At 65.1% G+C, this 21,776-nt stretch carries 17 protein-coding genes and 2 pseudogenes; 12 read left to right on the forward strand and 7 right to left on the reverse strand.

Features of this window, described 5'->3' with window-relative positions:
- Positions 1–71: 71 nt before the first annotated feature.
- From ACYCAX_RS23200 to ACYCAX_RS23225, 6 genes are all read left to right on the forward strand, one after another.
- Positions 72–995 (forward strand): LysR family transcriptional regulator, encoded by a 924-nt coding sequence (locus ACYCAX_RS23200; RefSeq protein ID WP_294979507.1) that lies wholly within the window; start codon positions 72–74, stop codon positions 993–995.
- 158 nt (positions 996–1,153) lie between these two features.
- A complete protein-coding gene (locus ACYCAX_RS23205) occupies positions 1,154–2,737 on the forward strand; it encodes an MFS transporter (protein WP_460248930.1) in 1,584 nt (527 codons plus the stop codon).
- A 15-nt stretch (positions 2,738–2,752) separates the two neighbouring features.
- Positions 2,753–3,820, forward strand: coding sequence for an HlyD family secretion protein (locus ACYCAX_RS23210; protein ID WP_460248931.1), 1,068 nt, complete (start codon positions 2,753–2,755; stop codon positions 3,818–3,820).
- A gap of 119 nt (positions 3,821–3,939) precedes the next feature.
- The gene (locus ACYCAX_RS23215) at positions 3,940–4,650 is read left to right on the forward strand and encodes a FadR/GntR family transcriptional regulator (RefSeq protein ID WP_294974632.1); all 711 of its coding nucleotides are present in this window, start codon (positions 3,940–3,942) and stop codon (positions 4,648–4,650) included.
- Between the two features lie 133 nt (positions 4,651–4,783).
- Positions 4,784–5,977, forward strand: coding sequence for an L-2-hydroxyglutarate oxidase (lhgO, locus tag ACYCAX_RS23220; RefSeq protein WP_015477798.1), 1,194 nt, complete (start codon positions 4,784–4,786; stop codon positions 5,975–5,977).
- 41 nt (positions 5,978–6,018) lie between these two features.
- Positions 6,019–7,371 carry an MFS transporter gene (locus ACYCAX_RS23225; RefSeq protein WP_460248932.1) on the forward strand — a complete coding sequence of 451 codons (1,353 nt, stop codon included), beginning with the start codon at positions 6,019–6,021 and terminating at the stop codon, positions 7,369–7,371.
- Between the two features lie 54 nt (positions 7,372–7,425).
- Here ACYCAX_RS23225 and ACYCAX_RS23230 read toward each other — a convergent pair whose 3' ends face one another.
- Positions 7,426–8,202 (reverse strand): GntR family transcriptional regulator, encoded by a 777-nt coding sequence (locus ACYCAX_RS23230; protein WP_015477800.1) that lies wholly within the window; start codon positions 8,200–8,202, stop codon positions 7,426–7,428.
- 386 nt (positions 8,203–8,588) lie between these two features.
- Between ACYCAX_RS23230 and ACYCAX_RS23235 the strand changes: the two genes are divergently transcribed.
- Positions 8,589–9,935, forward strand: a complete 1,347-nt coding sequence (locus ACYCAX_RS23235; protein ID WP_015477801.1) for an NCS2 family permease — start codon at positions 8,589–8,591, stop codon at positions 9,933–9,935.
- 142 nt (positions 9,936–10,077) lie between these two features.
- Here ACYCAX_RS23235 and ACYCAX_RS23240 read toward each other — a convergent pair whose 3' ends face one another.
- The 5 genes and pseudogenes from ACYCAX_RS23240 to uraH form a co-directional block, all read right to left on the reverse strand.
- Complete coding sequence (locus ACYCAX_RS23240) at positions 10,078–11,277, reverse strand: sensor histidine kinase (protein ID WP_460248949.1); 1,200 nt, start codon at positions 11,275–11,277, stop codon at positions 10,078–10,080.
- Positions 11,254–11,859: pseudogene (locus ACYCAX_RS23245) on the reverse strand (response regulator); the annotation flags it as partial. The pseudogene ACYCAX_RS23245 and the gene ACYCAX_RS23240, both read right to left, overlap by 24 nt.
- 40 nt (positions 11,860–11,899) lie before the next feature.
- Positions 11,900–13,072: a PAS domain-containing sensor histidine kinase gene (locus ACYCAX_RS23250; RefSeq protein ID WP_460248950.1), complete on the reverse strand. Its 1,173-nt coding sequence runs from the start codon at positions 13,070–13,072 to the stop codon at positions 11,900–11,902.
- Positions 13,070–13,681: pseudogene (locus ACYCAX_RS23255) on the reverse strand (response regulator); the annotation flags it as partial. The pseudogene ACYCAX_RS23255 and the gene ACYCAX_RS23250, both read right to left, overlap by 3 nt.
- Positions 13,682–13,885: 204 nt before the next feature.
- Entirely contained in the window at positions 13,886–14,239 is a 354-nt protein-coding gene (gene uraH, locus ACYCAX_RS23260; protein WP_015477804.1) for a hydroxyisourate hydrolase, read from the reverse strand.
- Between the two features lie 411 nt (positions 14,240–14,650).
- Between uraH and puuE the strand changes: the two genes are divergently transcribed.
- From puuE to ACYCAX_RS23285, 5 genes are all read left to right on the forward strand, one after another.
- Complete coding sequence (gene puuE, locus ACYCAX_RS23265) at positions 14,651–15,586, forward strand: allantoinase PuuE (RefSeq protein WP_015477805.1); 936 nt, start codon at positions 14,651–14,653, stop codon at positions 15,584–15,586.
- Positions 15,583–16,098: a 2-oxo-4-hydroxy-4-carboxy-5-ureidoimidazoline decarboxylase gene (gene uraD / locus ACYCAX_RS23270; RefSeq protein ID WP_015477806.1), complete on the forward strand. Its 516-nt coding sequence runs from the start codon at positions 15,583–15,585 to the stop codon at positions 16,096–16,098. Before puuE ends, uraD begins: the two co-directional genes overlap by 4 nt.
- 68 nt (positions 16,099–16,166) lie before the next feature.
- Entirely contained in the window at positions 16,167–16,673 is a 507-nt protein-coding gene (locus ACYCAX_RS23275) for an ureidoglycolate lyase (protein WP_460248934.1), read from the forward strand.
- A gap of 52 nt (positions 16,674–16,725) precedes the next feature.
- The gene (locus ACYCAX_RS23280) at positions 16,726–18,051 is read left to right on the forward strand and encodes a urate hydroxylase PuuD (RefSeq protein ID WP_460248935.1); all 1,326 of its coding nucleotides are present in this window, start codon (positions 16,726–16,728) and stop codon (positions 18,049–18,051) included.
- Positions 18,052–18,486: 435 nt separating this feature from the next.
- Positions 18,487–19,833, forward strand: coding sequence for a nucleobase:cation symporter-2 family protein (locus ACYCAX_RS23285; protein WP_015477809.1), 1,347 nt, complete (start codon positions 18,487–18,489; stop codon positions 19,831–19,833).
- Between the two features lie 311 nt (positions 19,834–20,144).
- On the opposite strand, the gene ACYCAX_RS23290 is transcribed toward ACYCAX_RS23285, so the two are convergent.
- A complete protein-coding gene (locus ACYCAX_RS23290; RefSeq protein WP_460248936.1) occupies positions 20,145–21,704 on the reverse strand; it encodes a methyl-accepting chemotaxis protein in 1,560 nt (519 codons plus the stop codon).
- Positions 21,705–21,776: the final 72 nt, after the last annotated feature.

Genomic DNA, 21,776 nt, shown 5'->3' on the forward strand with positions numbered 1-21,776 from the left:
AAACGCACGCTTGCCAGGCAGGCCCGTCGAAATGGAACATGTCCGGACCGCCCTGCCCCTTCGGAGTCGTCATGGCCCTGCCCGATCTGAACCTGCTGGTCGCCCTCAACATCCTGCTGGAGGAAGGCAGCGTGGTCGGCGCCGCGCGGCGCATGCACCTGAGCCCACCGGCGATGAGCCGCACGCTGTCGCGTATCCGCGAGGCGGTAGGCGATCCGATCATGGTCCGCGCCGGCCGCAATCTGGTGCCCACGCCGCGCGCCCTGCAGTTGCGCGAGGAAGTCAGCGAGCTGGTGGAACAGGCCATGCGTCTGTTCAACGCCAAGGAAAACCTGCAGATGGACCAGCTCGAACGCTGCTTCGTGCTGCGCTCCAACAACGTGCTGGTGGGCGGTTTCGCCTCGCGCATGCTGGCGGTGATGCGCGACGAGGCACCACGCTGCAGCCTGCGGATCGCACCGGAAGCGGACTTCGACGACGAAGCCCTGCGGCAGAACCGCATCGACCTGTACATCGGCGCCACCTCGACCCTGGAGCCGGAAATCCGCACGCAGACGCTGTTCACCACCAGCTTCGTCGGCCTGGCACGGCGCGACCACCCGATCTTCGACGGCGAGATCACCGCCGAGCGCTTCGCCGCCTTTCCACAGATCAGCGTCTCGCGCCGTGGCCGCGCCATCGGCCCGATCGACGAAGAGCTGGCGAATCTCGGCCTCAAGCGCGACATCCGCCTGATCGCGCCGACCTTCCATTCCTCGATCTTCGCCCTGCTGGAAACCGACCTGCTGCTGCCCATCGCCGAGCATTCGCTGTGGCGCCTCGACCGCCTGGGCCTTTCCCTGCGCAAGTTCGATATTCCGCTGCCGCTGAAGTCCGTGGTGATCCTCCAGGCCTGGCACCCGCGCTTCGACAACGACCCGGCGCACTGCTGGCTGCGGCAGACGGTGAAGCGGGTGTGCACCGAGCTGCGCGAAAGCTCGGGGCTCCTGAGTTGAGCGCCAATCAGTGCGCCAGACGCACTGATTAATTGTAATCATTTCAATTTTCACAGCTATCGCCCTTCCCTAGACTCGACGCAAACAACCGAGTCCATTCCCATGCCTTGCACACCTCCGCCCCGGCGCGGCGGCGGCCCTCTTCGCGGAGGCCGTCCGTGACTGCGTTCGCCCCGCTTTCCGGCACCGCTCCACAGCAGGCCGCGCAACCCGCCCGGCCCGTCGCCCAGACGTTCGGTCCGCGCATCGTGGTCGGCATGCTCGGCGTGCTGATCGCGTCCCTCAGCGCCGGGCTCAACGAGAAGGTCACCGACCTGGCCATGACCGACGTGCGCGGCGCGCTGGCCATCGGACACGACGAGGGCACCTGGCTGCTCGCCCTGTATTCGGCGGCGCAGGTGGCGGCGATGGCCTTCGCGCCCTGGTTCTCGGTCACCGTCTCGCTGCGCCGCTTCACCCTCGGCGCCATCGCCTGCTTCGCGCTGCTGGCGTTGCTCTGCCCGTTCGCGCCGAACGTCGAGACGCTCTACCTGCTGCGCCTGCTGCAGGGCTTCGCCGGCGGCTGCATGCCACCGATGCTGATGACCGTGGCGCTGCGCTTCCTGCCGCCGGGCATCAAGCTCTACGGCCTGGGCGCCTACGCGCTGACCGCCACCTTCGCGCCCAACCTGGGCATGCCGCTGGCGGCGCTGTGGACCGAGTTCGTCGGCTGGCAGTGGGTGTTCTGGCAGGTCATCCCGCTCTGCGCGGTGGCGCTGGCCGCCGTCGCCTGGGGCATCCCACAGGACCCGCTGCGCCTGGAGCGCCTGCGCCAGTTCGATTACCTGGGCCTCGCCCTCGGCCTGCCGGGCATCCTGATGCTGGTGATGGGCCTGCTACAGGGCGAACGCCTGGACTGGTTCGAATCCGACCTGATCATCCTATTGGTGATCGGTGGGGCCGGGCTGCTGGTGGCTTTTTTCATCAACGAATGGACGCACCCGCTGCCCTTCTACCGTCTGGACATTCTCAAGCGGCGCAACTTCACCCACTCGCTGATCACCCTCGCCGGCGTGCTGGTGGTGCTCGGCGCATGCGCCGGGGTGCCGGCGTCCTACCTTGCCTCGGCCCACGGCTATCGCCCACTGCAATCGGCACCGATGGCGCTGCTGGTGGCACTGCCGCAATTGATCTCGCTGCCGCTGGTCGCCGGACTGTGCAACATCCCCCGCGTCGACTGCCGCTGGGTGCTGGCCATCGGCATCAGCCTGTGCGGGCTGTCGGCCTTCGGCATGAGCCAACTGACCAGCGAGTGGACGCGGGAGAACTTCTATTGGCTGCTGGCGCTGCAGATCATCGGCCAGCCGATGGCCGTGGTGCCGCTGCTGATGTCCGCCACCAGTGTGGTCGCGCCCATCGAAGGGCCGTTCGCCTCGGCCTGGTTCAACAGCGTGCGCGGCTTCTCGGCGGTGCTCGGCAGCGCCGTGGTGTCGATCCTGATGACCTGGCGCGAGCACTACCACTCCAACCGCCTGGTCGATCATCTGGGCAACGTCCCGCATGCCCTCGGCCTGCGCCTGGAGCAACTGGGCGGCGTCGAGAACATCGACCGCCTGGCCGGCCAGGTACGTGGCCAGGCCGGCGTGCTCGCCGCCTCCGACACCCTGCTGGCGATGGCCGGCCTGGCCGCCGCCCTGCTCGTCCTGATTCCGCTGATGCCGCTGCGGGTCTACCCGCCGCGTCCTGTCGTTCCCACTCCCTGATCCGAAGGTCTGCCCATGTCGAAACTGAACTCCCGTCGCGGCAGCCTGGCCCTGGTCGCCGTGCTGCTGTTCGCCCTGGTCGTCTACCTGCTGCTGCGCCTGCTGGGTCCCGCCCGCGAGCAGAGCACCGACGACGCCTACGTCCATGCCGATTTCACCCTGGTGGCGCCGAAGGTCGCCGGCTTCATCGCAGAAGTGCTGGTGGAAGACAACCAATCGGTGAAGGCCGGCCAGGTCCTGGCGCGCATCGACGCCCGCGACTACCGTGCCGCGCTGGAGGCCGCCGAGGCCGACGTGCTGGCTGCCGAGGCGCGCCATCATCATGTCGCCGCCGACCTCGAACGCCAGCAGGCGGTGATCGCCCAGAGCGCCGCCCAGGTACAGGCCGACCAGGCCGCGCTGGTCTTCGCCTCGCAGGAGCTCAAGCGTTACGAGCACCTCGTCAGCCGGGGCGCCGGTACCCTGCAGAACGCCCAGCAGGCGCGCTCCCGCATCGACTCGGCCAGGGCCGTGCTGGACAAGGACAAGGCCGCCGCCCTCGCCGCGCGCAAGCAGCTCGACGTCCTGCTGGCCCAGCAGGCCGAAGCCCTCGGCGCACTGAAGCGTGGCCAGGCGCAATTGCAGCAGGCGCAACTGAACCTGTCGTACACCGAGATTCGTGCGCCCTTCGACGGCATGGTCGGCCGCCGCGCTGTGCGCGTGGGCGCCTACACCACGCCGGGCAATGCCCTGCTGGCGGTGGTGCCGCTGCAGGACGCCTACGTGGTCGGCAACTTCCAGGAAACCCAGCTGACCGAAGTGCAGCCCGGGCAGCGCGTCGAGATCAGCATCGACACCTTCCCCGGCGAAACCCTGCACGGCCACGTCGACAGCATCGCCCCGGCCACCGGCCTGAGCTTCGCCCCCATCGCTCCGGACAACGCCACCGGCAACTTCACCAAGATCGTCCAGCGCATCCCGGTGAAGATCGTCCTCGACGCCGACCAGCCGCTGCGCGAGAAGCTGCGCGTGGGCATGTCGGTGATCGCGCGCATCGACACCGGCAAGCACGCCGCGGATGAGCGGCAAGTGGCGGTGCAATGATCCCCCGCCGGCACCTCGGACAGGCTGCACGGCACCCGCCGCGTCTGACGCGGCGGTTGCCTGGCGCGCGTCGATCAGCCACGCTATGCGCCATCCAGTCCGACAACCTGACGAATCCCATGATCGAACTCGAACGCCCCGACTCCCTGGTGGAGCGCGTGGTCGCCTCCCTGCGCCGTGAAATCGATTCCGGTCGCCTGCCCGCAGGTTCGCGCCTGCCCACGGAATTCCAGCTTTCCGAACAGCTGAACGTCAGCCGTTCGGTGGTGCGCGAGGCGGTGGCGCAGCTCAAGGCCGACGGCGTACTGGTCAGCCGCCGGGGCAGCGGTTCGTTCATCTCCGGCACACCCGGCGGTACGGTGTTTCGTCTGCCTGGCCGCAACGATGGCGGCCAGGGGCTGGCGCAACTGTTCGAGATGCGCCTGTGGATCGAGATTCAGGCCGCCCGCATCGCCGCCCAGCGCCGCAGCGCCGCCGACCTTGCGCGCATGGCCGAGGCGCTGAAGGTGATGGACGAGCACCGCGCCGACTTCGACCGCTCCGGCGGGGCCGACGTGGAGTTCCACAAGGCCATCGCCGCCGCCTGCAAGAACGACTATTTCGTGGCCTTCCACGACTTCCTCGGCGGCCAGTTGGCACACACCCGGCGCACCGCCTGGGAGAACTCCGCCGGCCTCAAGGGCGGCTCGTCTCCTGCGCAGAACGAGCACCGCGCGCTCTACGAAGCCATCGCCGCCGGCGATGCGGACGCCGCCGCGAACAGCGCCGAGAGCCACCTGCGCGCCTCAGCCAAGCGCCTGGGCATCGAACTGGCGCCCCTGCCCCACTGAAACATATTCATCTGTAAGTCGGACTCGAAATTTGTCTGACAACCTGATTTAATCGCCGCCAGCTGAATTTGTCTGACAACCTGACCTGATCAACAAAGTCTGACAACCCGACCGCGGTACAAGAGAAACAACAATGACTTACGACTTCTGCATCATCGGTGGCGGCATCGTCGGCCTGGCCACGGCCATGCGCCTGCTGCAGGTGCGCCCCGGTGCGTCGCTGCTCCTGCTGGAAAAGGAAGACAGCCTGGCCCGCCACCAGACCGGCCACAACAGCGGCGTGATACACGCCGGCATCTACTACGCGCCGGGCAGCCTGAAGGCAGACCTGTGCAAGCGTGGCGCCCAGGCCACCCAGGACTTCTGCGACGAGCACGGCATCGCCTACGACGTCTGCGGCAAGCTGCTGGTGGCGTCCAGCGCCCTCGAACTGCAACGCATGGACGCCCTGCTGGAGCGCTCGAAGCTCAACGGCCTGGACGTCAAGCGCGTGGAGGCCGGCGAATTGCGCGAGCGCGAGCCGAACATCGTCGGCCTCGGCGGCCTGTTCCTCTCCTCCACCGGCATCGTCGACTACCGCCAGGTCTGCCAGGCGATGGCGAAAGTCATCGAACGCAGCGGTGGCGAAGTCCGCCTGGGCGTGAAGGTCGATGCGATCCGCGAGGGCGGCGACAACGTCCACATCCGTGCTGGCGACGAAGGCTGGACGGCACGGCAACTGGTGGCCTGCGCCGGCCTGCAGTCCGACCGCCTGGCGCGCCTGGCGGGCATCGAAACGCAGCATCAGATCATTCCGTTCCGCGGCGAGTACTACCGCCTGCCGGCGAGCAAGAACGACATCGTCAAGCACCTGATCTACCCGATCCCGGACCCGGAACTGCCGTTCCTCGGCATCCACCTGACGCGGATGATCGATGGCAGCGTCACCGTCGGCCCCAACGCGGTGCTCGGTTTCGCCCGCGAGGGTTATCCGAAGTTCTCCACGCACCTCGCCGACGTACTGGAGTACGCGCGCTTCCCCGGCTTCTGGAAAACCATCGGCGCCAACCTGCGCTCGGGCCTGGCAGAGATGAAGAACTCGCTGTTCAAGGCCGGTTACCTGGAGCAGTGCCGCAAGTACTGCCCGTCCCTGCAACTGGACGACCTGCAACCCATCGAGGCCGGCATCCGTGCCCAGGCGGTGATGCGCGACGGCACGCTGGTGCATGATTTCCTGTTCCTCGAAACGCCGCGCATGTTGCACGTCTGCAACGCGCCCTCGCCGGCCGCCACCTCGGCCATCCCCATCGGCGAAATGATCGCCGACCGCCTGCTGCAACAGGCCTGAGCCAACGCCCGACCTCGTCATTCACACAAGGAAAACAACAGATGACCGCAACAAGGCCCGCGTCCTTGCGGGAAACGCCTGCCCAGGAAAAGACCCGTCTGCGCAAGGTGGCCGCCGCCACCATCGTCGGTTCCATGCTCGAGTGGTATGACTTCTACCTCTACGCGACGATGGCGGCGATCGTCTTCGCCAAGATCTTCTTCGACCCGAGCGACCCGCAAACCGCGACGCTGCTGGCATTCTCCACCTTCGCCATCGGCTTCATCGCCCGTCCCTTCGGCGGCATGCTGTTCGGCCACATGGGCGACAGGTTCGGCCGCAAGCAGATGCTGGTGGTGACCTTCGTGCTGATGGGCGTGTGCACCACGCTGATCGGCCTGATTCCCAACTACGACACTATCGGCATCTGGGCACCGATCCTGCTGGTGGCGATCCGCATCATCCAGGGCCTGGGCGCCGGCGCCGAACTGGCCGCCGCCGCGGTGACTTCCTACGAACACGCCTCCGAAGGCAAGCGCGGCAGCCAGGGCGCCTGGCCGGCGCTGGGCCTGAACCTGGGCCTGCTGCTGTCGTCCCTCACCGTGTACGCGCTGACCCTGCATGGCGACCAGTTCCTGCTCGATGGCTGCTGGCGCATCCCGTTCATCGCCAGCATCGTGCTGGTGGGCGTGGGCCTGTGGGTGCGCAGCAGCATCCCGGAAACCCCGGAATACAGCGAACTGCACGAAGCCAAGGCCGGCGAACTGGTCAGCCACGACGAGCACAGCGTGCAGAAAGTCCCGCTGCTGGCGCTATTTCGCAACGACCTGAAAGGCCTGCTGGTGGTGTTCTTCGTGGCCATCGGCTACAACGCGCTGAGCTACATCTTCAAGACCTTCTCCCTGGCCTATCTGACCCAGTACAAGCACGTCACGGCCAACGTCACCTCGCTGTCGGTAACCATCGCCAGCCTCATCGCCATCTTCGCCGTGCCACTGTTCGGCCGCCTGTGCGACCGTTACAGCAGCAAGCAGGTGCTGATCGCCGGCGGCGTACTCTCGGCGATCTGCGCGTACCCGTTCATGGCGCTGCTGGAAACCGGCGAGAGCCTGTGGATCTACGTGGCGCTGGGTATCGGCACCGGCCTCCTCGCGCCGATGATGTTCGCTCCGCAGGGCTCCTTCCTCAGCCGCCAGTTCCCCACCCACACCCGCTCCTCCGGCGTGGGTACCGGCCGCGAGATCGGCACCGCGGTGGCAGGCGGCCTGGCACCGCTGGGTGCGCTGTCGCTGGTGGCGTCGTCGCCGACCCACTCCACGGCCGGGGTGGTCGCGATCCTGTTCGTTGCCGCCGTGATCCTGGTGATCGCCGCGTCGTTCGACCAGGGCAGCAAGCACTCGGCATTCAAGAACTGACGCCGCCAGAACGAAAAAAGCCCCGCGTTTGCGGGGCTTTTTTCTGCCTGGCGATCAGGCCGCCGAATCGGCATCCGCCTTGCTGCGGCGCGGCTTCTTCTTGCCGGCCAGCAGGTGCGAGAACACCGCGTGCAGGTCGCCGGATGCGCCATCCACGTCCAGGTTCAGCTTGTCATCGATGTGCGCCATGTGGTGCATCATCAGCATCACGGCCTTTTCCTTGTCGCCCCGTTCGATGGCGTCGAGGATCTCGTTGTGCTCGTCGAACGAGCAGTGCGAGCGACCGCCGCTTTCGTACTGGGCGATGATCAGCGAGGTCTGCGACACCAGGCTGCGCTGGAAGACCACCAGCGGCGCATTCTTCGCCATCTCGGCGAGCTTGAGGTGGAATTCCCCGGAGAGGCGGATGCCGGCGCCACGGTCGCCACGGGCGAAGCTGGATTGCTCCTGTTTCACCATGTCGCGCAGCTCGGCGAGGGTATCGCTGCTGGCGTTGTCCACGGCCAGCTCGGTGATCGCGCGCTCGACGGTGCGGCGGGCAAAGAGGATCTGCCGGGCTTCGTCGATGCTCGGGCTCGCCACCACCGCGCCACGGTTCGGGCGCAGCAGCACGACCTGCTCATGGGCCAGGCGCGACAGCGCGCGACGGATGATGGTGCGGCTGACGCCGAAGATTTCGCCGAGAGCCTCTTCGCTCAGCTTGGTGCCGGGAGCGAGGCGCTGCTCAAGGATCGCATCGAAGATGTGCGCGTAGACGATCTCGTCCTGAGTACCGCTGCGGCTCTTGCCATTGCGCGGCTGCTTCCTGATCTGTTGCAACTGGTCGGTCATTGGTGTCGAACCCTGATCAGCCGGCGTGGGGCCGGCGCGAAATCCGTTGGAGCGAGCGGAGAGCTGGCGTCGGCCAGGTATTGGGCAACAGTGTACACAAAATGGCCAGCATCGTGCAGCCGTCCCAAGCGAGTCACGATTGGCGCCAATAGGAAGGGGTTCCGGCACCATCCTGCGACCAATCCATGCCTTTGCTTGTAAAAATCTTTCAAAAATGCACCAAACATTATTTGAACTTTTTGTACACAACTGCATAATCGCGGCGTGACTTCCTGACCTAAGAGTCAACAAATCACACCCTCACAACTCTTTCCGTTTGCGCAAGGGACGCAGGTGAACCAGCCGACGGCAAGGGACCAACAACAAGAGCGTTGAGGAGTACCGCTGTGGAAAGCACCAAACAAGAACAACAAGCCTTTGCTTCAAGCCCGCCTGCTACCGGCCTGCTCGAACGTCTGTTCAAGCTCAGCCAGCATGGCACCACCGTGAAGACCGAACTCGCCGCGGGCCTCACGACCTTCATCACCATGGCGTACATCATCTTCGTCAACCCCAACATCATGGCCGACGCCGGCATCGACCACGGCGCCGCATTCGTCGCGACTTGCCTTGCCGCGGCGCTCGGCTGCTTCCTGATGGGCCTGTACGCCAACTGGCCGGTGGGCCTGGCGCCGGGCATGGGCCTCAACGCCTTCTTCACCTACACCGTGGTCAAGACCATGAACTACAGCTGGGAGATCGCGCTGGGCGCGGTGTTCATCTCCGGCATCGCCTTCATGATCCTGACCTTCTCCCGCGTGCGCGAATGGCTGCTCAACAGCATCCCGGTGAGCCTGCGCTTCGCGATGGGCGCCGGCGTCGGCCTGTTCCTCGGGCTGATCGGCCTGAAGACCGCCGGTATCGTGGTCGCCAGCCCCGCCACCCTGGTACACCTGGGTGACCTGACCAGCCCCGGGCCGCTGCTGGCCGCCCTCTGCTTCCTGATGATCGCGGTGCTGGAGTACCGTCGCGTGTTCGGCGGCATCCTGATCAGCATCCTCACCGTCACCGTGGCCGGCATCGCCCTGGGCATCGTCCAGTTCGGCGGCGTGTTCTCCATGCCCCCGAGCCTGGCGCCGACCTTCATGGCGATGGACATCACCGGTGCCTTCAACGTGACCATGATCAGCGTGATCCTGGCGTTCCTCTTCGTGCACATGTTCGACACCGCCGGCACCCTGATGGGGGTGGCCCAGCGTGCGCACCTGGTACGTGAGGACGGCCGCATCGAGAACCTGTCCAAGGCGATGAAGGCCGACAGCACCTCCAGCGCCTTCGGCGCGGTGCTCGGCGTACCGCCGGTGACCAGCTACGTGGAAAGCGCCGCGGGCGTCGCCGCCGGTGGCCGTACCGGCCTGACCGCCGTGGTGGTGGGCCTGCTGTTCGTCGCCGCGATGTTCTTCGCTCCGCTGGCCGGCATGATCCCCGCCTACGCCACCGCCGGCGCGCTGATCTATGTCGCCATGCTGATGATGGGCGGCATGGCCCACATCGACTGGAACGAGCACACCGAAACCATTCCGGCCATCGTTACCGTGATCATGATGCCGCTGACCTTCTCGGTCGCCGACGGCATCGCCCTGGGCTTCGTGACCTACGTGGCGATGAAGGTCTTCACCGGCCGCCACAAGGACGTTACCGTCAGCCTGTATGCGCTGTGCGCCATCTTCGTGGCCAAGTTCATCTTCCTGTAAGACCCTGGGGCCCCGGCGCAACTGCGCCGGGGCTTTCACTTTCGGCGAAACACCGTCGATGATCCCGGATACCTGGCTGCTCTACAGCAACGCCGCACTGTTCGCCGCCGCAGACGGAGCTTCCCTGCCGAGCCGCCGAGGCTCAGTCACTGGCAACGGGCAGCAGCAGGCGCACACGCACTTTTGTGCCGACGCCCTGCTCGCTGCTGACGTCGATACTGCCCCCCATCCGCGTCACCAGCCCTTCGCACAGCACCAGGCCGAAACCGATCCCACCACTCACCAGGTGCTCCGAGTCGGGCAGCCTGCGGAACGGCTCGAACAGGTGCGCCAGCTCCTCGTCGGCCATCCCCGGGCCACTATCCTCGACATCCAGCACGAACTCGACCTGACCACCGGCACTCTCGCTGGTCTCGACGCGCAGCAGTACCTCGCCACGATCGGTGAACTTGAGGGCATTGCCCATCAGATTGTCCAGTACCTGGCGCAGACGCGGGGCATCGATCCACACCGGCTTAGCCTGCAGCCGCTCCAGCCGCACCTTGAAATCCAGCCCTTTCGTCGAAGCCTCGGTGCGGTAGTCCGGCAGGCAGGCGTCGATCAGCTCACGCAGATCATGGCGCCGGGGCTCTAGAAGCAGAGTGCCGGTATCCAGCTGGACGAAATCGTCCACGTCGGCGAACACGCCCTGCAGGTTCTCCGCGATCTGTCCAACGGCCGTCAGCAGGTCACGCTGCCCCTCGCCGATTTCCGTCCCGGCCAGTACCTGCTCCAGCGTTTTCGAGATTCCGCGCAAGGCCACACCGATCTCGCGCGTCACCGCGCCGCGGAAGTGACTGCGCATGCGTTCGGTCGACCGCGCCTGCAGACTGGAATGACGCAACTGGCGCAGCAGCTCTTCCCGTTCGGTATGATCCTCGGAGCCGGAGAACATGCCGAGCAACGAGCCATCGGCGTCGAACATGGGCTTCGTCCAGGTGGAGAGCGTGCGCCGCCCCTCCCTGGTTTCCACCACGCGATCGATGAACAGCGGTTTCCGTTCGGCCACCGCCTTCAGGTAAGCCTCCCGGATGACCCGCCTGTCTTCCGGATCGGTGAATCTGGACACCTCGCTGAATTGACTGCCGATCACCTCTTCGCGCGGCATATCGATCGAATCCAAGTAGACCTGGTTGCAGACCATCAGCCGCCCTTCGGGGTCGCGCAGGGTGAGCGGAGTCGGCATGGCATCGATCAGTTTCTGCAGGATTTCGAGCCTTTCCCGCTGTTTCAGCCCCGGGCCGCCAGCCTGAGGCGCCGGCTCGCTCCCGGTGGCTTCGACCAGCCCCTGCTGCCGGGCGATGTCGATCAGTTCCACCAGCGACGCCGCACGCAGTTTCTGCATCAGGCGGACCTTGTAGGTGCTCACGGTCTTGTCGCTGATCACCAGCTGTTCACTGATCGCGACGTTGCTGAACCCGCGCGCCAGCAGTTGCAACACCGCCAGTTCGCGTACCGACAGGTCCTGCAGCACCGCGCTATGCTGGCTTGCGCCAAGTAGTATGTGGCTGGGGAAATAGTTCTGACCGGCGAGCAGGGCATGTACGGCGGCCTTCAGTTCACGCGGGTCCTGCTGCTTGCTGACGAAACCCCGCGCCCCAGACTGCAGGCAGCGGCCGGCGAAATACTCCGAATTCTGGGCCGTCAGCACCAGAATCCTGCAGCCCAGCTCCATCGCAACCAGGCGCTGGATCACTTCCAGCCCTCCCAGCCCGTGAATGGAAAGCTCCATCACCACCAGGTCGGGCAACAGCCTGCGCGCCAGTTGCAGCGCCTGCGGACCGCTGTCGGTTTCGCCCACGACTTCATGCCCTTCCGCTTCCATCAGCAGACGGATCGCATGCCGGATTACCGGCTCCGGATCGACAATCAGGATCCTGCTCACCCGCGGCCTCCCGGAATCACCACAGACTTCGACATCCGCATCAACCCTCCGCTACCGGCAACGACAACCGCACCAGCGCCTGCGTACCCGCGCCGGGATGGCTTTTCAGCTCGATGCTGCCGTGCATCAGTTCAAGCAACATGCGGCACAGCGTCAGGCCAAGGCCCGAGCCGCCGCGCAGAATGTGCCCGGCGTCCGGCAACTGGCGGAATGGCTCGAACAGCCGCTCCAGCTCTCCATCGTCGATGCCGGGGCCGCTGTCCTCCACGGCCAGCATGACCTCGACCTGCCCCTTGCCCCCCGCCACCGCACTCAGGCGCATCAACACGCCGCCGTCGTCGGTGAACTTCACGGCATTGCCGAGGAGGTTGTCCAGCACCTGGCGCAGTCGCCCGGCATCCACCCACACCCTGGGCTCCTGCAACCGGCCACACTGCAGCTCCAGCGCCAGTCCCCTGGCCTGGGCCTGATCCCGTTGCCCGGCAATACAGCTCTCGGCCAGCTCGCGCAGGTCATGGGGCTGCGGATCCAGGGTCAGCCTTCCGGCCTGCAACAGGCCGAAGTCCTGCAGATCGGCGAACACGCTGCTCAGACTTGCCGTCATCTCATGGGCCACTTTCAACGGCTCGCGCTGGGCGTCGCCGATGCGCGGTTGCGACAGCGTCAGATCGATCATCGCCGAGATCCCGCGAAATACCGCGCCCACTTCCCGGCTCATGGCTTGTATGAAGGCATCCCTGACACGATTCCCGGCTTCCATGCGCCGGGAGGTATCGCGCAACTCGCGCAGCAGACCATCGCGCTCGGTCTGGTTCTGCGATCCGCACAGCATGCCTATCAGTCGCCCACCCGCGTCATGCAGAGGCTTGGCCCATAGCGTCAGCACCCGACGTCCATCGCGCTTGTCGGTAAATACCCGCTCGAAGGTCATCGGCGCGTTCTGCGCAACCGCTTGCAGGTAGTTGCCCTGAACCGCCCGGGCATCCTCCAGCGAATAGGTCATGATATCGGCGTAGCGGCTACCGATGACCTCGTCGCTGGACAATCCCGAGATCTCGAGGAAGGCCTGGTTGCAGATCATCACTCGCCCGTCGATATCGCGCACCGCAAGGGTTCCGGGCACGGCGTCGATCATCTTCTGCAGCAGTTCGAGCTGCTCGCCCTGTCCGGGGTCGAGGTCAGCGGCTTTCGCGTCGCCGCTGGACGAGCCCAACAGGTCATTGCGGCGGGCGATGTCGATCAGCTCCACCAGCGATGATGCGTGCAGCTTCTGCAGCAGACGCGCCTTGTAGGTGCTGACGGTCTTGTCGCTGATCGCCAGTTGCTCGGCGATGGCGATGTTGCTGAAGCCACGGGCGAGCAGTTGCAGGACCGAAACCTCGCGCGCGGAAAGCGACGGCTGCTGGCAGCCCACCAGCGCGGGGGCGGCGCCAGTCAGTGCGCCATCCGGGAAATAGCTGTGCCCCCGCAGTATGGCGTTCGTCGCACGCCGCAGATTCAGGGGATCGTCCTGCTTGCTGACGAAGCCACCGGCGCCCGTCTGCAGGCAGCGCCCGGCGAAGTACTCGGAATCCTGGGTGGTCAGCACCAGCACTCGCGCATCCGGCTCGGCGGCAATCAGGCGCTGGAGCACTTCGAGCCCGCCCAGACCGGGAATGGAAAGTTCGAGGATGGTCAGATCGGGGCGCAGGGAGCGCGCGAGTTGCAATGTCTTCGGGCCATTGTCGGCTTCGCCCACCACCTCATGGCCATCTGCTTCCATCAATAGCCGGATCGCGTGCCGGGTCACCGGCTGCGCGTCGGCGATCAGGATCCTGCTCATCCAGAACTCCATCGAATACTCAGGACAGAAAGAATAGATGGCTATGCCCCGGGCAGCGACCGCGCAGGCAACGGTGCGCCAACCATGAGGCAGACGTACTCAGGAGGAGGATAAAAAAGCCCGCCAATCGGCGGGCTGAAGGAGACTCCACGAAGAGTCGGGGGTAATGTCCGGGCCGGCGGCAGGCCGTCGAAGAAGCGCCTGCTAGCTGCCGCGATAGGTGGAATAGCTGTAAGGCGAAATCAGCAGCGGCACATGGTAGTGATCTTTCTCGGAAGCGATGCCGAAGCGCAGTACAACCTGGTCGAGGAAGGCCGGGGTCGGCAGTTCCACACCACGGGCGCGGTAGTAATCGCCGGCATTGAACAGCAACTGGTAGACGCCGGCGCGTAAATCGTCGCCCTGCAGCAGCGGCTCGTCGACACGGCCGTCGTCATTGGTCACACGGGTGGTGATCAACTCCAGCTGCTGGCCTTCGACGCGGTACAGCTCGATCTTGATGCCGTGGCCAGGGCAGCCGTGGGCGGAATCCAGTACGTGAGTGGTCAAGCGTCCCATTGGCTTATCGATGTCTCCGGCGCCGCCGGCGGACACCTTCCTCCTCTGTCTCGTTGATTCAAATTCGGCGGGCTGCCGCACGGACAGCCGGCAAGTGCGTTTGTGCGGAATCGAATATACCCAGCGACGCGTTCAATTGTATACAAAAAAGTAATTCAACCTTGCAAAAAGCCACCAGGACAGCCGCCTGCACGGGTGTACCAAATGCCTGAGAATGGGCGTCGCAGACAGCATGGAACGTGGTCAGGCGGGGTTCTTGCGGCGACTCCCGCGCGTATACGGAAGAGAAATGACCGTTGTGCGGATTGTATTTACAGATCGCCAAACATTTTGTATACAATGCACCCATCAACGGCAGCGCCCGGTCCACCGACTCCGCGCAGACCGCCAACCACAAGAAGGAACACTGCAGTGAGCGCCGACTACCCACGCGACCTGATCGGTTACGGCAACAACATCCCCCATCCGCATTGGCCGAACGATGCCCGCATCGCTCTCTCCTTCGTCCTCAACTACGAGGAAGGCGGCGAGCGTTGCATCCTGCACGGAGACAAGGAATCCGAAGCCTTCCTCTCCGAGATGGTGGCCGCACAGCCGCTCAAGGGCGAGCGCAACATGTGCATGGAGTCGCTGTACGAATACGGTAGCCGCGCTGGCGTATGGCGCCTGCTCAAGCTGTTCAAGAAATACGACCTGCCGATGACCATCTTCGCCGTGGCGATGGCCGCCCAGCGCCACCCCGAGGCGATCCGCCAGATGGTCGCCGACGGCCACGAGATCTGCAGCCACGGCTACCGCTGGATCGACTACCAGTACATGGATCCGGAACAGGAGCGCGAGCACATGTTCGAGGCCGTGCGCATCCTCACCGAACTGACCGGCCAGCGCCCGCAGGGCTGGTACACCGGCCGCCTGGGCCCGAACACCCGACGCATCGTCCGCGAGGACGGCAACTTCCTCTACGACTCCGACACCTACGACGACGACCTGCCCTACTGGGACCCGGCGAGCACCGCCGAGAAGCCGCACCTGGTGATCCCCTACACCCTGGACACCAACGACATGCGCTTCACCCAGGTGCAGGGCTTCAACAAGGGCGACGACTTCTTCGAATACCTCAAGGATGCCTTCGACGTGCTCTACGCCGAGGGTGCCGAGGGCGCGCCGAAGATGCTTTCCATCGGCATGCACTGCCGCCTGCTGGGCCGTCCGGCGCGTATGGCCTCGCTGGAGCGCTTCATCCAGTACGTTAAGGGTCACGAGAAGGTGTGGATCACCCGCCGTGTCGACATCGCCAAGCACTGGCACGAGAACCACCCGTTCAAAGCCCAGGAGAACCAGGCATGAGCCGTTTCCAGACCCTGACTCCGGCCAGCCTCGACCGCGCCGCGTTCGTCGCCACCTTCGCCGACATCTACGAGCACTCCCCGTGGGTCGCCGAGAAGGCCTATGACCTGGGCGTCGACGACAGCCTGAACGACATCGAGCTGCTGCAGCAGCGCATGGCCGACATCCTCCTGTCCGCCAGTCATGAAGCCCAGCTGGCACTGATCAACGCCCACCCGGACCTCGCCGGCAAGGCCGCGATCCGCGGCGAACTGACCGCATCGAGCACCGCCGAACAGGCCGGCGCCGGCATCCAGGACTGCACCGCCGAGGAGTTCGCCCGTTTCACCGAACTCAACGACGCCTACAAGGCCAAGTTCGGCTTCCCCTTCATCAAGGCGGTGAAGGGCAGCAACCGTCACCAGATCCTGGCCGCGTTCGAAGAGCGCATCCACAACACGCCGGAGCAGGAGTTCCAGACCGCCCTGGCGGAGATCAACAAGATCGCGATGTTCCGCCTGCAGCAGCTCTGAGCGAGCGGACCTTCACTCCCCTTCCGTACGAAGGGGCCCATGCGAACAACGAGATAAGAAGACCAGCCATGCGTACCCTGAAGATCGAGCCGTTGACTAAGGAAGCCTTCGCACCGTTCGGTGATGTCATCGAAACCGAAGGCAGCGACTTCTTCATGATCAACAACGGTTCCACCTGCCGTTATCACAAGCTCGCCACCGTCGAAACGGCGCAGCCCGATGACAAGGCTATCATCAGCATCTTCAGCGCCGAATCCCTGGAGATGCCGTTGCGCATCCGCATGCTGGAGCGCCATCCGCTGGGCAGCCAGGCGTTCATTCCGCTGCTCGGCAACCAATTTCTGATCGTGGTCGCGCCGGTTGGCGACGTACCTGTATCGGGCCTCGTCCGCGCTTTCCTGTCCAACGGCAAGCAGGGCGTCAATTACCACCGCGGCGTCTGGCACCACCCGGTGCTGACGATCGAAAAGCGGGATGACTTCCTGGTGGTCGATCGCAGCGGTTCTGGCAACAACTGCGACGAGCATTTCTTCACCGAGGACGAACAGCTCCTCCTCGACCCCCAACTAAACTAATAAGAGTGGCCCATTCACCGCGACGGCGGCGTCCGGGCAAGAGGTAATAACAGTGGAAGCACATCTCATCGAATGGGCGAACCTGCTGGTTCGCTGGGTACACATGATCGTCGGTATCGCCTGGATCGGTGCCTCGTTCTATTTCGTCTGGCTGGAAAACAACCTCAATCGCGCCAACCCGCGCGAAGGGCTCTCCGGTGATCTATGGGCGATCCACGGTGGCGGTATCTACCACCTGGAGAAGTACAAGCTCGCCCCGCCGAAAATGCCGGACAACCTGCACTGGTTCAAATGGGAGGCCTACTCCACCTGGCTCTCGGGCGTCTGCCTGCTGACCATCGTGTTCTACCTGAACCCGACCCTGTACCTGATCGCTCCGGGCAGTGACCTGGCCCCGGCCGCCGCCATCGCCATCGGCATCGGCTCGCTGATCGCCGGCTGGTTCATCTACAGCACCCTGTGCGACTCCCCGCTGGGCAAGACCCCTGCCCTGCTCGGCGCCATCCTGTTCGCCCTGATCGTCCTCGCCGCCTACCTGCTCAGCCAGGTGTTCAGCGGCCGCGGCGCATACCTGCACGTGGGCGCCATCATCGGCACCATCATGGTGGGTAACGTATTCCGCGTGATCATGCCGGCCCAGCGCGCGCTGGTTAAGGCCATCGAGGAAAACCGCCAGCCCGACCCGGTGCTGCCGGCCAAGGGCCTGCTGCGTTCGCGCCACAACAACTACTTCACCCTGCCGGTGCTGTTCATCATGATCAGCAACCACTTCCCGAGCACCTACGGCAGCCAGTACAACTGGCTGATCCTGGCGGGCATCGCGGGTCTGGCAGTGATCGTGCGCCACTACTTCAACACCCGCCACGAAGGCAACGGCATGGCCTGGGCCCTGCCCGCCGGCGCCGTCGGCATGATCGCCCTGGCCTTTGTCACCGGCCCGAACCTCCCCAGCAGCGACAGCGCCGCCAGCGCCCAGCCTGCGAAGGTGGAGTACCAGCCGCTGCCGGAAACCGCCATCGGTGGCAAGACCCCGGCCGAGCGCGCCAAGGATGACGCCGCGAAACCCGCCATTGCCGAGCAGGCTCCCGCCCAGGCGCAAGCCTCCACGGGCGTCGATGCCGGCTTCGACAAGGTCCACCACGTGATCCAGGAACGCTGCACTGTCTGCCACTCGTCCAAGCCGACCAGCAACATGTTCAGTGCCGCTCCGGCTGGCGTGATGTTCGACACCCCGCAGCAGATCCAGCAGCTCGCCCCGCGCATCCAGGCGCAGGCCGTGGCTTCGCAGGTGATGCCGCTGGGCAACATCACCCAGATGACCCCGGAAGAGCGCAAGCTCGTTGGCGACTGGATCGCCAAGGGTGCCCAGGTTAATTGAGCCTGCGGCACGGCCAGGAAAACCGCACCTTCGGGTGCGGTTTTTTTATGCCTGCGAATAAAGCAAACCTGTAGGAGCGAGCTTGCTCGCGAACAAACCATCAGTGCACGCCGGATCAATAGGCTGCGGCCCGGTTCGCGAGCAAGCTCGCTCCTACGAAAAGCCAATAAAGCAAAAAATGTAGTCCACTCGACCAATGGCTACATAAATCGCGAAGCCAGGAAACACGCGACCTAGAGGCATCCAACACCACCGAGACAGAACGTGACCGATGAGTTGTATACAAAAATCGATTGAACCTAATACATATCGCAAGTATAAAGTGCCGCACCGCTTCACCCGCTCGGCCCCGGGGGTGAATGATGGCCAGTATCTCCCAGCTGCCGCGCCCGTCCGGCAGCCTGTGACTGACAACAATAAAAACCGAGGTGTTGCATGTCCGTGGTATCTGAACGCCGCATTCCCGGCTCGCCTGTCGATCAGCGTTTGCCCTTGCTGCAGCTGCTGCTGGTCGGGTTCCAGCACGTTCTCCTGATGTATGGCGGCGCCGTCGCCGTTCCCCTGATCGTCGGCCAGGCCGCCGGTCTCTCCCGTGAAGAAATCGCCTTCCTGATCAACGCCGACCTGCTGGTCGCCGGTATCGCCACGCTCGTACAATCCCTCGGCATCGGTCCGGTGGGCATCCGCATGCCGGTGATGATGGGTGCCAGCTTCGCCGCCGTGGGCAGCATGGTCGCTATGGCCGGCATGCCCGGCGTGGGCCTCAACGGCATCTTCGGCGCGACCATCGCCGGCGGTTTCTTCGGCATGATCATCGCGCCGTTCATGAGCCGTATCGTGCGCTTCTTCCCGCCGCTGGTGACCGGTACCGTGATCACCTCCATCGGCATGTGCCTGTTCCCGGTGGCGATCAACTGGGCCGGTGGCGGCGAAGGCGCGGCCAACTTCGGCGCGCTCGAATACCTCGGCCTGTCCTCCTTCGTGCTGGCGGTGATCCTGCTGATCAACCGCTTCCTGAAAGGCTTCTGGGTCAACGTCTCGGTACTGATCGGCATGCTGCTGGGCTACATCATCGGCGCCAGCATGGGCATGGTCAGCCTGGACGGCATCGAACAGCGCCCCTGGTTCGACGTGGTCACCCCGCTGCACTTCGGCACGCCGGAGTTCCACCTGGCCCCCGTGCTCTCCATGTGCCTGGTGGTGGTGATCATCTTCGTCGAGTCCACCGGCATGTTCCTCGCCCTGGGCAAGGTCACCGAAACCGAGATCTGCCCCAACCGCCTGCGCCGCGGCCTGCTGTGCGACGCCAGCGCGTCGTTCTTCGCCGGCTTCATGAACACCTTCACCCACTCCTCGTTCGCCCAGAACATCGGCCTGGTGCAGATGACCGGGGTGCGCAGCCGCTACGTCACCGCGGCCGCCGCCGTCTTCCTGATCATCCTGAGCCTGCTGCCCAAGGCCGCCTTCCTGGTCGCCTCGATTCCGCCGGCGGTGCTGGGTGGCGCCGGTATCGCCATGTTCGGCATGGTCGCCGCCAGCGGCATCCGCATCCTGCATGAAGCGGATATCGTTGACCGCCGCAACCAGCTGCTGGTGGCGGTGAGCATCGGCATGGGCATGGTCCCGGTGGTCCGCCCGGACTTCTTCGCCGCCCTGCCCCAGTGGATGGAGCCGATCACCCACAGCGGCATCGCCATGACCTCGATCTGGGCCGTGGTGCTGAACATTCTGTTCAACATCCTGGGCGAACATGGCCGGGATGCCCTCTGCGGGCATCACTGAGGCGCTTTCGCGGGTGCTTCCCGGGCGCCCGTTTCAAAGCCGCGCCTACTCCTGCGCGGCTTTTTTTCGTCTGCGCAGGATCTCTCTGTCTCGTAGGAGCGAGCCTGCTCGCGAACGGTGTTTACCGATGACTCCGATTGTTTGGGCGGTTCGCGAGCAAGCTCGCTCCTACACGGCAAGCCGCCCCCCGCACGGGGCTCCAACTCGGCAGTTCGGTAGAAACCGAGCCTGGCACAGGCCCCGTCATCTGCCACAGGCAACCCTCCGGGGGCGCCCGCCTTAACGCAGACATGCCAAAGCGCAGCACACGCTCAAGCCTCCGGGCGATAGCCCAGGCGTAGGCCACCCCACTGCCGGCCGCCGATGAAGATCGGCACCGACAGGTCATGCATCAGCTCGCCGGTGTCGCGGCAGTAGGTCTGCAACAGCATCGGCTGGCTATGGCTGCCGCAGCGCAGGCCGGTGCGATCGTTGAACAAGCGCTTGCTTCGGCTCTTGAGCATGTCGACCTGCAGGTCGCCGCTCGACGGATGATTGAACGCCTGGTTGTGCGTGGGCACGTAGCCTTCGGCGGTGCAGGCAATCGCGAAGACCAGCCCTTCGTGACGCTGCAACAGGTTCTCCTGGATGCGCGGCAGGACTTCGTCGGTATAGCGGTCGAAGCGCGTGCGGTACTTCTGCGGACGGGTGCCGGGAAGCGGCTGGTAATCGCGGTCGAACAGGTCGTCGAGCCCGATGCGGCCCGCATCGAGGTCCGTCTCGAAACGCGCGGCGATGGCCTGCGCGCCTTCACGGGCCAGGTCATAGGCGCGCTGGTGATAATCGTCCAGGGCGACCTGGGCCAGGCGCTCGCTGACCATCTCGGCCTGGGTTTCCAGCTGCACCGCCGCTTCCGCCAGGCGATGGGTCTGCTCGTCGCTCACGCGCAGGTCGCCACGCACCTGCTCGACGGCGGCGAACAGGCTGTCCAGCTGGCTGCGGTTGATCTCCGCGCCTTCGGCGATCTCGGTGATCTGGGTTTCCACCGTGGCGGCCAGGCCGGCGATGTCCTGCAACTGCCGCCCGGTGCCTTCCACCTGGCCGACGCCCTGTACCAGATCGTCGGCCAACTGGCGGATCTGCTCCACCACCTCGCTGGTCTGGCGCTGGATGTCCTCGACCATCTGCCCCACTTCATCGGTCGCCTCGGCGGTGCGTCCGGCCAGCCCGCGCACCTCCTCCGCCACCACTGCGAAACCACGCCCATGCGCCCCAGCGCGCGCCGCCTCGATGGCGGCGTTGAGCGCCAGCAGGTTGGTCTGGCTGGCAATGGACTGGATCACCTGGGTTACCCGCTGGATGTCCTCGCTGCGCTGGTTCAGGGTCTCGATCAGCGCCCGGCTGGCATTGGCACGCTCGCTGAGTTGATGCATGCAATCGATGGCCGCCTGCAATTCGCCACGTCCCTGGTCGCTGCCGGCCCGCGCGCGCGTCGCAGCCTCCTTCGCCTGGCGGGCCAGACTGGAAGTGGCGCGCTCGGTATGGATCATCACTTCGGCGCTGCCGACGATCTGCTCGGCGGCCACCAGTTGGGATTCGAGCTTCTCCACCAGCCGCTGCACCGAATAGGACACACCCGCGGCGGACAGCGCGTTGCGGCTGGTCCCCCGCGACAGTTCGCGGGTCAGCTCGGCGATGTCCGGCAGCGTCGCCGGCTCGCTGGGCGAGGATGAGTACCAGTGGAGGAACCAGGGCACCCAGAGCAGCGCCGCTCCCAGCAACAGGCACAACGACAAGGGCCAGCCACCCAGGGACTGGGCGATGAACAATAGCACCAGACCGGAAGTCTGCAGGGAAAGGGTGAGGACGATACGCGGACGCGCGGTATCCATGGCGGCAGCTCTCTTCTGGCAGGCGCTCGGCCGGGACTCGTGCGACCCCGCCGGGAGCCCTGATTATTCTTG

The sequence above is a fragment of the Pseudomonas sp. MT3 genome, from assembly GCF_054720805.1.

Excerpts from the sequence above, each read along its gene's own strand:
- ACYCAX_RS23200 (WP_294979507.1), top strand. The coding sequence starts at position 72 with ATGGCCCTGCCCGATCTGAACCTGCTGGTCGCCCTCAACATCCTGCTG.
- ACYCAX_RS23210 (WP_460248931.1), top strand. The coding sequence starts at position 2,753 with ATGTCGAAACTGAACTCCCGTCGCGGCAGCCTGGCCCTGGTCGCCGTG.
- ACYCAX_RS23215 (WP_294974632.1), top strand. The coding sequence starts at position 3,940 with ATGATCGAACTCGAACGCCCCGACTCCCTGGTGGAGCGCGTGGTCGCC.
- lhgO (WP_015477798.1), top strand. The coding sequence starts at position 4,784 with ATGACTTACGACTTCTGCATCATCGGTGGCGGCATCGTCGGCCTGGCC.
- ACYCAX_RS23225 (WP_460248932.1), top strand. The coding sequence starts at position 6,019 with ATGACCGCAACAAGGCCCGCGTCCTTGCGGGAAACGCCTGCCCAGGAA.
- ACYCAX_RS23230 (WP_015477800.1), bottom strand. The coding sequence starts at position 8,202 with ATGACCGACCAGTTGCAACAGATCAGGAAGCAGCCGCGCAATGGCAAG.
- uraH (WP_015477804.1), bottom strand. The coding sequence starts at position 14,239 with ATGGGACGCTTGACCACTCACGTACTGGATTCCGCCCACGGCTGCCCT.
- uraD (WP_015477806.1), top strand. The coding sequence starts at position 15,583 with ATGAGCCGTTTCCAGACCCTGACTCCGGCCAGCCTCGACCGCGCCGCG.
- ACYCAX_RS23275 (WP_460248934.1), top strand. The coding sequence starts at position 16,167 with ATGCGTACCCTGAAGATCGAGCCGTTGACTAAGGAAGCCTTCGCACCG.
- ACYCAX_RS23285 (WP_015477809.1), top strand. The coding sequence starts at position 18,487 with ATGTCCGTGGTATCTGAACGCCGCATTCCCGGCTCGCCTGTCGATCAG.
- ACYCAX_RS23290 (WP_460248936.1), bottom strand. The coding sequence starts at position 21,704 with ATGGATACCGCGCGTCCGCGTATCGTCCTCACCCTTTCCCTGCAGACT.